This is a genomic window from Corallococcus llansteffanensis (assembly GCF_003612055.1).
Taxonomy (GTDB): Bacteria; Myxococcota; Myxococcia; order Myxococcales; family Myxococcaceae; genus Corallococcus; species Corallococcus llansteffanensis.
Genome location: NZ_RAWB01000393.1, coordinates 1 through 9,415, shown reverse-complemented (window position 1 = coordinate 9,415; position 9,415 = coordinate 1). Strand labels below are relative to the sequence as shown.

Here is a 9,415-nt window from a genome sequence, read left to right as displayed (position 1 = left end):
GGGGGAGGACAGTCGGGGCGGGATTGCGCGAAGGCCGGCAGGGCCAGCAGACAGACGAAGAGCGTGGCGAGCGTGACTCGCATGGTTGGAACCTTGGGTTTCAGGGTGTGCCGGGGGGACATTGCAGCCCGTGGGCCAACCCCCAACGCCTCGGAAACGGCCCGGTGTGTCGGCTCACGGGAGACACTTCGCGCGCAGGACCGTGGCTGTCCGGCCACACGCTCAAGGTATCCTGGAGTTCAAATCAATCCCGGGAGACGTGTCGCCATGGACCTCAAGCGAAGCGCGGTCGTGTTGGGAGTGTCAGGCCTGCTGATGGCGTGCGGCGGAAGTGAGCCCGTCGGGGGCGCGGTGGAGGAGGCCGGGCCGGACGAGCAGGGTGGCACGGTCACGGCGATGGTCTACACGGACCACGCCATCGTCACGTGTCAGAGCGCGACGATGTACGGGAACTACTCGACGACGTCGGGGCCGAGGGATCCGATCCGCGTGCTCGGGTACGGCGACAAGGTGGGCATCCGGCAGGACGCGGGCACGGCGTCGTGGGCCGTCATCCTGGACTACGGACCGGATGACTGGGGCTACCTGCTGCGCTCGTGCATGACCCGCTGCTACGGCCCCAACAACCCCATCGCCGGCTGCTTCTGAAAGGACATGACCATGACGACGACCCAGACGCTCAAGCGGGTGGCCCTGGTCGCATTCTGCGCGGTGGGCGCGTGGCAGGCCTTCCAGGTGAAGCCGGCCTGGGCGGCGACGCGGCTGACCGTGTGCGCCCAGGACCTGTATGTCCGCGATGCGCCCGCGGGCATCTTCATCGGCACGCTGTACGCGGGGCAGACGATGGATGTGACGAAGTACTCGCCCAGCGGTGACTGGGCGTATGGCTTCGCCTACGGCCACGTGAACAAGTGGGGCTGGGTGCAGAACGGCTGGTTCTGCAAGTAGCCCGCGCCTCTCGCCTCTTCGCGGCGGAACTACCAGCCGAGGGCTTCGGGGGCCGCTTCGAAGAGGCGTTTCAAATCAGGGATGAGCTGGTGCTGGCGCTTCATCTCCCGCCAGACAGTGGGATGCTGACGAGTCCGGATGCCTTGCTCCAGCCGAGAGAGGTGGTCCGGGGGCTGCCCTTGCTGTCGCTCGTGAATGTACTGCACGAGATGCGCTCGGTAGTCCCGATACGCGGCACGCCGTTCTCGTGGGAGCGCTTCACGGCGATTCAGGCCAAGAAGGTCGATGGTGTACGTCGCGCGCCGCTTCTCCACGGTGCCGAGTTTCGCGCTGGGGATGAACCAGAAGGTGTCCTGGAGATCCAGGCTCATGAATGCCGTCGGGTCATCCACGCGCGGGTCGAGGAGTACGGGTTGGCCCGCCACGGGTGGGAGCACGGGCGCTCCGCGGCGGCGCTCCACGTCCGTGAACACTCCCGTGTCCTGCGCGAAGACCGCGAAGCGGTTGCTCTTGGGCCCGTTGCAGGGCCCGCAGGCATACAGGTAGTTCATCCAGACGAAAACCAGGTCGGGATACAGCGACTTGGGACGGATGTGTTCCACCTCATCCGCGAGCGAGTCCTCGCAGTACGCGCACCGCTGAACGCCCGCGCACATGCTCGACAAGGTCGCCTTGACGCTATCGAAGGTGGGGTCGCCCTTCTTGTTCAGGCTGCTGAAGCGCGCTTTGGCGCGCTCGACGCGCGTCGCGTAGTCCGGAAGCGAGTCGATTTCGTGCTGGTAGCCCACGAGCCGCGACTGGGTAGGCTCTGGCAGCGGAAAGTTGGGAAGCCGGATCAAGGCTGCGACACCTCCGTGCTGTCCGGAAGGGCACTGGTCGCGGTCGGAAGCTGCGCGCGCAGATGCTGCTGTTCGGCTTGCTCCTCCGAGGACAGGCCCTCCGCGAGTTCCTTCTGGTTGAGGATGGCGAGCCGTTCGAGCTTCTCCAGTGCTTCGGGCGAGCGGAGGGGCACATCGCCGAATGCTCCCGTGCTGTAGGCGTCCAGCACGTTTCCGTAGAGCAGTCGGTCGAGCGCGACGCCCGTGACCATGCCCGCCTCTTCGTCACTGCCCGGCCTGGGAAGACGGAACACGCTGCCGACAGTCGCGGCTTGGCAGATGAGCGGACTGTGGGTCGTGACGATGAACTGGAGGTTCGGGAAGTGGTCGCGGAACCACCGCCCCACTCGACGCTGCCACACAGGATGGAGGTGCGCGTCGATTTCGTCGATCAGGACGACACCGGGTACGACGATCGTCGTCGGGTCGTTGGGCGCGAAGATCTTGTTGGCACCATAGGTCCGGGCGAGCTGACGGATCAGCTCGAAGGTCATGCTCAGGATGGAGCGGTAGCCATCGCTCAGGTTCTCGACCGCGACCTCGCAGCCATTGCCGTCGATGAAGCGCACTCCTTTGGAGGAGATCGATTCGAGCCGGGCTTCGTTGGGGAGAAAGTCGGGTTGGTTGATGAACTGCTTCAAGGGCTCAAGGAGGCTGCCCTCTGGATCCTTCTCCAGCTTTTTGAACTGAAGGAGCTTGAGCCATTCGAGGCACTCCGAAAGTGCAACGGACTCACCGAAAACGGAGAGGTGCCGCGCGAGCTTCGGGTTCGACTGGAACAGCTTCTCGTATTCCGTGTCACCGCCCGTAAAGCGCCGGAACGGCCCATACGAAGCGCAGAACCATCCTGAGCCATTACCCCATACAGCCCGCTTTGGATTAATCGGGCCGGACTCGCTGTGACCAAGCCGAATTTGAGCAGAACTGCGCCAGAACCCGATATTCACATCAAGGTACGGGCGCTTTGGTTCTCCAGTGAAGCCGTCAAAGGAGTCGTAGCCGGAGTCCCAGCCGAGGATGAGATCAATGTAGCCATGCGACTCCTTCCATCGAAGCCACTCGTTCCAGTCTTGCCGTAGTGCACTGGCTTCCTCCCAACCCACCATGGCAAGGGCAATGGCTCGAAGAAAGGAACTCTTGCCTGCGCCATTGTCACCGATAACGACATGCCACCCAGGTCCGGGCACATCCGGCAGTGTCCATGTCAGTGACTGGATGGACCGGATGTTGGTGAGGCGAGCCTCTTTCAAGTACATGCGCCCTAGCTCGCCCGAAACAGGGGGAGGGGTCAACCTCGGCTTCGCTCCGAAGCAGGACCGGTGAACGCACGAAGGCCCCCGGACCGTACCTCCGGTCCGAGGGCCTCCACAGCGCTCACAGGCGACTCAGCCGCCCTTGAGCTGGAGCGTGGGCACCGCGCCCTCGCCCAGCACCAGGTGGACCTGGCCCACCTTGGCGGCCAGGTCCTTGTACGCCTCCAGCTCCTTGAGCCGCACGAGGAGCGGGTTCTCCGCCAGCACCTTCGCCGTCTGCGCCATGGACCGCGTGGCCGCCGTCTCCTCGCGCCGCGTGATGACGTTGGCCTCCGCCTCCTTCTGCGCCTGGATGACCCGGTTGAGCAGCTCCTTCATCTCGCCCGGCAGCACTACGTCCTTGATGCCGAAGCGCAGCAGCTCCAGGCCCACGTTCTCCACCCCCACCCGCACCTGCTCGAACAGCGACGCCGCCACCGCCTCCCGCGACGCCAGCAGCTCATCCAACGTGCGCGTGGCCACCGCCTCGCGGGACGCAAGCTGCATCGCCAGGTAGAGCACGTCGTCCGGCGCGCGCGCCGTCACCGCCAGCCGGCGCGCATCCGCCACCCGGAACGCTGCGGACAGGTTGAGGCGCAGCGACACGCGATCCTTCGTCATCACGTCCTGGCCGGTGACGTGGAGCAGCTTCTCGCGCAGGTCGATGACCGCGAACTGCACCTTGCGCGCGACCGTCCACGCCGCGTGCCGGCCCGGAGGCAGCACCGCGTCCAGCACACCGTCCACGTAGCGCAGCGCCACGCTGCCCTCCGCGGCGATGGCCTCCGTGTAGTCCGTGGAAGGAAGGAGCGCGCGGACCTCGTCCGACGGAGGCGCCGTCGCCACGCCGGACACGTCCACGCGCTCCACCCGCACCGTCGGCGTCTCGGGCCGACCGGTACGACCGGGCAGCCGCTGCGCCGTCCACACCTGGTGCTGACCCCGCTTCAGCCACTGCACCGGCTGACCGTGGTGGAAGAGGATGGCCCGCTCGTCCGCGCCCAGCTCCACCACCTGGAGGTCCGTCTCCGGCACCAGCGCCAGCTTCGCTTCATCCAGTCGGATCAGCGGCTGCTCAATCGAGACGCGCTCGAAGCGGACGTGCTGGAACGGACGCACCACCCAGTGCCGGCCCGGCCCCAGGTACTGCTCCGCCCGCCCGTTCACCACCACGAACAGCCGCTCGTTCTGCGCCACTTCCACCCGACCGATGCCCATGACACGTCACCTCTGTTGCCTCCCGCGAAGGGGAGGGGACCTGCGAAAAAGAAGGAAAGGACCCCGCCGCTCACGGGCGCTTCACGCGGACGGACCGTCCGGTCCGCTCCCAGCCGCCCGCGCGTTCGCACCGGATGTCGGTCACGGACGGCGACCGGCGCGTTCCGCGAGCAACACGGAGGCATCCGGAGGCCCTGGCGACCGGCCAGGTTGCGTCGAGAGGGTGGAGGAAGCGGTGGACTCGCGTTGGCACCAGCGAAACGACGGGGTCCCGGCGAACGAAGGAATCGAACCTTCGACAGCGAGAGTTGGAGTCTCGTGCTCTACCAGTGAGCTAGTTCGGTAAGCGCCCAGCGTGGGCATCCGTTGCCCGCATTTCGGTAGCGAGCGACCGGTACGGCCTCCGATGATGGGAAAAGACACGAAGGCGATGGCCTTGAGGAACGTCCGAGCCCATGCACCGGCGCAGAGCGCCCTCGCATGGAACCGGATGCCTCGGACCAGCCCCGTGTGCCCCGAGGAGCTGCCGACGAGGGCACCAGACGCGGGTACGAAATAAGCCTGACAGGCGCTCGTCGCGAAACTCAGCCCCGCGTCACATCCCACCAGCCGAACCACATCGTGCGCTCCTCCACGAGCTGCACCCAGCCGGGCGCATGCACGTAGCTGCCGACCCGCAGCCCGGCGGCGCCCAACGCTTGCACCGTCTCCGCGAAGGACCACAGGTGCAGCGTCACCTCCGCGTCCGCCGTGCCCACCGTCCGCGTGGCGTCCTCGTGCGCCTCCAGCCCCGGCCTGCGCTCCAGCACCGTGAAGAGCATCCGGCCCCCGGGCTTCAACGCCCGGCCCAGGTGCCCCAGCACGCGCGGCAGGTCCTCACAGAAGTCCAGGCAGCCAATGGCCAGCGCTACGTCGAAGTGGCCCAGGTCCTCCGGCACCGGCTCCAGGTAGCCATGCACGCGCCACGTTCCAGACGGCCGCGCCCGCTTCGCCAGCTCCAGCATCTCCGGCGCCAGATCCAGGCCCACCACGTCCACGGACGCGTCCAGCCCTCGCGTGTGCAGGCCGGGCCCGCAGCCCACGTCCAGCACGCGCATCCCCGGGGCCACCGCGTCCGCGAGGAACGTCTCCACCCGGTCGCCGTAGCGGTGCAGCGCGGGGTAGAGCACCTCGTAGGCGGAGGCGATCTCCCCGTACACCCGCGCGACGGCGGATCCACCGGGCCGTGGTCCATCCGGCCCGGGTACGCCGCCGTCCGCTTCGTCCGCCATGCCGCGCACCCTCGCTCACGCCGCCGGTGCGCGGCAAGCCATCACAGAGAGCTGCTGCTGCCCCCGCTCTTGCGGAACACCGCCAGCGAACGCCCGGCCATCTCGAAGGAGCCCGGCTTGATCTCCTCGTCACCGCGCTTGTCGTCCGCCGTGTAGAGCTCCAGCACCCAGACGCCGCCCTCGCCCAGCGGCGGCACCTTGAAGGGCACCGTGTCGTGGTGCGCGTTGAGCAGCACCAGCAGCGAGTCGCCGCTGACGCGCTGGCCGCGCTCGTCCGGCGTGGGGATGGCGTCGCCGCCCAGCAGGTACGCCAGGGAGCGCACGAAGGGCTTCTGCCAGTCCTCCGGCCCCATCTCCGTCCCGTCCGGGCGGTACCACGCCAGGTCCTTGTGCTCGGAGTTCCACAGGTGCTCGCCCTGGAAGAAGCGGCGGCGCTGCAACACCGGCTGCCCGTGGCGGAAGTGGATCAGCTTGCGCGTGAACGCGAGCATGTCCTGCCTCGTCGGGTCCAGGTTCCAGTCCACCCACGACAGCTCGTTGTCCTGGCAGTACGCGTTGTTGTTGCCCTTCTGCGTGCGGCCCATCTCGTCGCCCGCGACGATCATCGGCACGCCGTTGGACATGAAGAGCGACGCCAGGAGATTTCGCTTCTGGCGCTCGCGCAGGGAGATGATGGCCTTGTCGTCCGTCTCCCCCTCCACGCCGCAGTTCCAGGCCTGGTTGTCGTCCGCGCCGTCGCGGTTGTGCTCGCCGTTGGCCTCGTTGTGCTTGGAGCTGTACGTCACCAGGTCGTGCAGCGTGAAGCCGTCGTGCGCGGTGACGAAGTTGATGCTCGCCTGCGGCCTGCGGCGCGCCGCCGCGAACAGGTCCGCGCTGCCGGTGAGCCGGTAGCCCACCTCCGACGCCTGGTTCTCGTCCCCCTTCCAGTACTTGCGCAGCGCATCCCGGTACTTGCCGTTCCACTCGTGCCACGGCGACGGGAAGCCGCCCACCTGGTAGCCGCCGAGCCCCACGTCCCACGGCTCCGCGATGAGCTTCACGCGGCTCAGGACGGGGTCCTGGTTGATGATCTGGAAGATGGGCGCGTTCGGATCGTAGCCGCCCTTGCCCACGCGCCCCAGCACCGTGGCCAGGTCGAAGCGGAACCCATCCACGTGCATCTCCTCCACCCAGTAGCGCAGCGAGTCCACCACGAAGCGCGCCGTCTGCGGGTTGGAGGTGTTGATGCTGTTGCCGCACCCGGTGAAGTCCAGGTAGTGCCGCGCCTCCGGCATCGTCCAGTAGTACGACGCGTTGTCGATGCCCTTGAACGACAGCGTGGGGCCCAGGTGGTTGCCCTCGCACGTGTGGTTGTAGACCACGTCGAGGATCACCTCGATGCCCGCCGCGTGCAGCGACTTCACCATCGACTTGAACTCGGCCACCGCGCCGCCCGGCGTCTTGCGGCTCGCGTAGCGCTGCTCCGGGGAGAAGTAGTTCAGCGTGCTGTAGCCCCAGAAGTTCGACAGGCCCTTGTCGTTGAGGAACGAGTCGTCCGCGAACTCGTGCACCGGCAGCAACTCCACCGCCGTGACGCCCAGCTTCTGCAGGTGCTCGATGATGGCCGGGGAGCCCAGGCCCGCGTAGGTGCCGCGCTGATGCTCCGGCACGCCCGGGTGCTTCATGGTGAGGCCGCGCACGTGCGCTTCGTAGATGACCGTCTTGCGCCAGGGGATGTCCAGGCGCCGGTCATTGCCCCAGTCGAAGAAGTCGCTCACCACCACGCCCTTGGGCATGCCGGCGGCGCTGTCGCGCTCGTCGCGCATCAGGTCCTTCTTCGGATGCTCCAGCGGGTAGCCGAACACCGGCTGCTTCCAGTCCACCTCGCCGTACAGCGCCTTGGCGTAGGGGTCCACCAGCAGCTTGTGCGGGTTGCAGCGGTGGCCCTTCTCCGGCTCGTAGGGGCCGTGCACGCGCAGGCCGTACAGCGTCCCGGGCTCCAGGTCCGGCACGTAGCCGTGCCAGACGAACTCCGTGCTCACCGGGAGGTCGAACCGTTCGATCTCCTTCGTCGGATCCGCCTTGTCGAACAGGCAGACTTCCACCCGCGTGGCCACCTGGGAGTAGACCGCGAAGTTGGTGCCCGACCCGTCAAAGGTCGCGCCGCGCGGCCAGGGCTTGCCCGGCCAGATCTCCCGCTTGCCACTCATGGGTATCGCTCGATTCCGTGGGGAAAATGCCGACGGAATCTGGGGTTGGCCTCGCGCCGCGGCAAGACGTCAGGGCTTTCGACTGTCCATCGGAGGGCGCTCCGGCAAGTCATGGGACCTGAAAGGATCCGCTTTCAGGCCGCCACGGCGTGGTCCAGCGAGCGCCAGGTGCCCAGGGCCCAGTCCTGCTCGTCCGGGTCATCGAAGCTGACGACGCACAGGGCCCTGCGGTTGCCCGAACGGCAGAGGGCGGTGAGCCGGCACTCCCCGGGCTCGACGTGGAGCGACGCGCGGCCGCTCACGCGGGCCCCGTGGTGCTCCAGCTCCAGGGCGCGGCGCTCGGGGCTCGTGGGGGCCAGCTGCTCCTCCGCCGAGTCCTCCAGGGGCAGCACGCGCACGGTGCGGCGGTGGTCCCGGGCCACCCAGCTCCCGTCGCCGAGGCGCGTCTCGGCCAGGGAGCCGGGGATGCGGATCTCCCAGCCCTCGGGGAGCGCCACCTGCACGGAGCCCCGCCGGTAGCCGATGGAGGGCCCGGTGCCGGGCGACTCCAGGGCGTGGCGGTGGACCTCCTCCGCGACCGTCCCGCCCACGCCCAGGTAGCCGAGCACCTCCTGCCACTCGCGCCACGGGTAGGGCAGCGAGGGGTCCTCGCGCCACGCCTGCTCCAGCAGCCGGGCCACGTCGCGCAGGCGCTGGCGCTCCTCGTCCAGGAGCGGCGGGCGCCAGACCACGTCCGTCCACAGGCGGCACAGCGCGCGCTGGAAGCGCACGCGCGCGTCCACGCCGGGGGTCCACCAGGGGAACACGTCCACGCCCTGGCGCGGCTCCTCGAAGACGGCGCGCAGCCAGCGCTCGTCGCGCGGCCCCATGGGCGTGAGCAGCGCGCCCGGGTGCTGGAAGGTGTGGCCGAAGCGCATGGACAGCGCGAAGCCGGAGTTGCCCAGGCTGCGCATGCGCAGCACCTGCCCCACCGAGTGCTGCAACCACCCCAGCATGTGCTCCTCCACCGGGCCCGCGTCACCGGAGTGGAAGTAGCCCGTCGCATCCCCCACGCCCGCGTCCGCGTCGGGCGGAGCCCAGATGATGCCGTGGGCCTCCCCCAGGGCCTTGAGCAGGTCGCACAGGTACAGGTGGTAGCCGGGCCCCACGGCGCTCGTCTCCGCGGACACGACGAGCCGCTCCTGGGTGGCGGCGAGCACCGACACGTCCCCGGCGGCCGGGTGCAGGCGCAGGCGCAGCACGGGAGCGCCCTGGGGGCCGTCCTCGATGCGGGAGCCCTCCTCCAACAGGTCCCCCGCCGCCTGCTGGACCCAGGCCTCCACGCGCTCCAGCCAGCGCAGGGGCGCCTCCGGGGGGAACGACAGCGGGTCGCTTGCGCCTCGTCGGCCTGCCAGCAACAGCTTCATGCGTCGGGTGCCTTCGGTTCGTGTGGAGGGTGGAACCTCTCTGGATAATGCCTCCCCCTGCTCCCTGTCATCCTGGGATGCCTGCTTCCGGATGGCCGCGTCCGCTTCCGGGGCCCCTGGCGGAGCGCCCGGAGGGCATCCAGGCGGGGTCCAGGACCGAGGGCCCCGACCGGGGCTCCCCTCCCTGGTGGCATGCGGAAACCCCCGACCCAC

Annotated in this window: 8 protein-coding genes and 1 tRNA gene; 2 read left to right on the top strand and 7 right to left on the bottom strand. The window is 68.4% G+C overall.

Going from position 1 to position 9,415, the window contains the following annotated elements:
• Nucleotides 1-267: 267 nt before the first annotated feature.
• The gene (locus D7V93_RS29485) at nt 268-648 is read left to right on the top strand and encodes a hypothetical protein (protein ID WP_120646555.1); all 381 of its coding nucleotides are present in this window, start codon (nt 268-270) and stop codon (nt 646-648) included.
• 12 nt (nt 649-660) lie between these two features.
• Complete coding sequence (locus D7V93_RS29480; protein ID WP_120611790.1) at nt 661-948, top strand: hypothetical protein; 288 nt, start codon at nt 661-663, stop codon at nt 946-948.
• A 29-nt stretch (nt 949-977) separates the two neighbouring features.
• Here D7V93_RS29480 and D7V93_RS29475 read toward each other — a convergent pair whose 3' ends face one another.
• From D7V93_RS29475 to D7V93_RS29445, 7 genes are all read right to left on the bottom strand, one after another.
• Complete coding sequence (locus D7V93_RS29475; RefSeq protein WP_120646553.1) at nt 978-1,787, bottom strand: HNH endonuclease family protein; 810 nt, start codon at nt 1,785-1,787, stop codon at nt 978-980.
• Entirely contained in the window at nt 1,784-3,082 is a 1,299-nt protein-coding gene (locus tag D7V93_RS29470; RefSeq protein ID WP_120646552.1) for an AAA family ATPase, read from the bottom strand. Before D7V93_RS29470 ends, D7V93_RS29475 begins: the two co-directional genes overlap by 4 nt.
• Nucleotides 3,083-3,211: 129 nt before the next feature.
• Nucleotides 3,212-4,336, bottom strand: coding sequence for a slipin family protein (locus D7V93_RS29465; RefSeq protein ID WP_120646551.1), 1,125 nt, complete (start codon nt 4,334-4,336; stop codon nt 3,212-3,214).
• Nucleotides 4,337-4,608: 272 nt separating this feature from the next.
• Nucleotides 4,609-4,678: transfer RNA gene (locus tag D7V93_RS29460), tRNA-Trp, on the bottom strand.
• Between the two features lie 242 nt (nt 4,679-4,920).
• The gene (locus D7V93_RS29455; RefSeq protein WP_120646550.1) at nt 4,921-5,607 is read right to left on the bottom strand and encodes a class I SAM-dependent methyltransferase; all 687 of its coding nucleotides are present in this window, start codon (nt 5,605-5,607) and stop codon (nt 4,921-4,923) included.
• 41 nt (nt 5,608-5,648) lie between these two features.
• Nucleotides 5,649-7,796: a glycogen debranching protein GlgX gene (gene glgX, locus D7V93_RS29450; RefSeq protein WP_120646549.1), complete on the bottom strand. Its 2,148-nt coding sequence runs from the start codon at nt 7,794-7,796 to the stop codon at nt 5,649-5,651.
• A 134-nt stretch (nt 7,797-7,930) separates the two neighbouring features.
• On the bottom strand, nt 7,931-9,202 hold the full coding sequence (locus D7V93_RS29445) for a hypothetical protein (RefSeq protein WP_120646548.1): 1,272 nt from the start codon (nt 9,200-9,202) through the stop codon (nt 7,931-7,933).
• Nucleotides 9,203-9,415: the final 213 nt, after the last annotated feature.

What these genes read in the sequence shown, in the direction of transcription:
- D7V93_RS29485 (WP_120646555.1), top strand. Translation starts at nt 268, where the DNA reads ATGGACCTCAAGCGAAGCGCGGTCGTGTTGGGAGTGTCAGGCCTGCTG.
- D7V93_RS29480 (WP_120611790.1), top strand. Translation starts at nt 661, where the DNA reads ATGACGACGACCCAGACGCTCAAGCGGGTGGCCCTGGTCGCATTCTGC.
- D7V93_RS29470 (WP_120646552.1), bottom strand. Translation starts at nt 3,082, where the DNA reads ATGTACTTGAAAGAGGCTCGCCTCACCAACATCCGGTCCATCCAGTCA.
- D7V93_RS29465 (WP_120646551.1), bottom strand. Translation starts at nt 4,336, where the DNA reads ATGGGCATCGGTCGGGTGGAAGTGGCGCAGAACGAGCGGCTGTTCGTG.
- D7V93_RS29455 (WP_120646550.1), bottom strand. Translation starts at nt 5,607, where the DNA reads ATGGCGGACGAAGCGGACGGCGGCGTACCCGGGCCGGATGGACCACGG.
- glgX (WP_120646549.1), bottom strand. Translation starts at nt 7,796, where the DNA reads ATGAGTGGCAAGCGGGAGATCTGGCCGGGCAAGCCCTGGCCGCGCGGC.
- D7V93_RS29445 (WP_120646548.1), bottom strand. Translation starts at nt 9,202, where the DNA reads ATGAAGCTGTTGCTGGCAGGCCGACGAGGCGCAAGCGACCCGCTGTCG.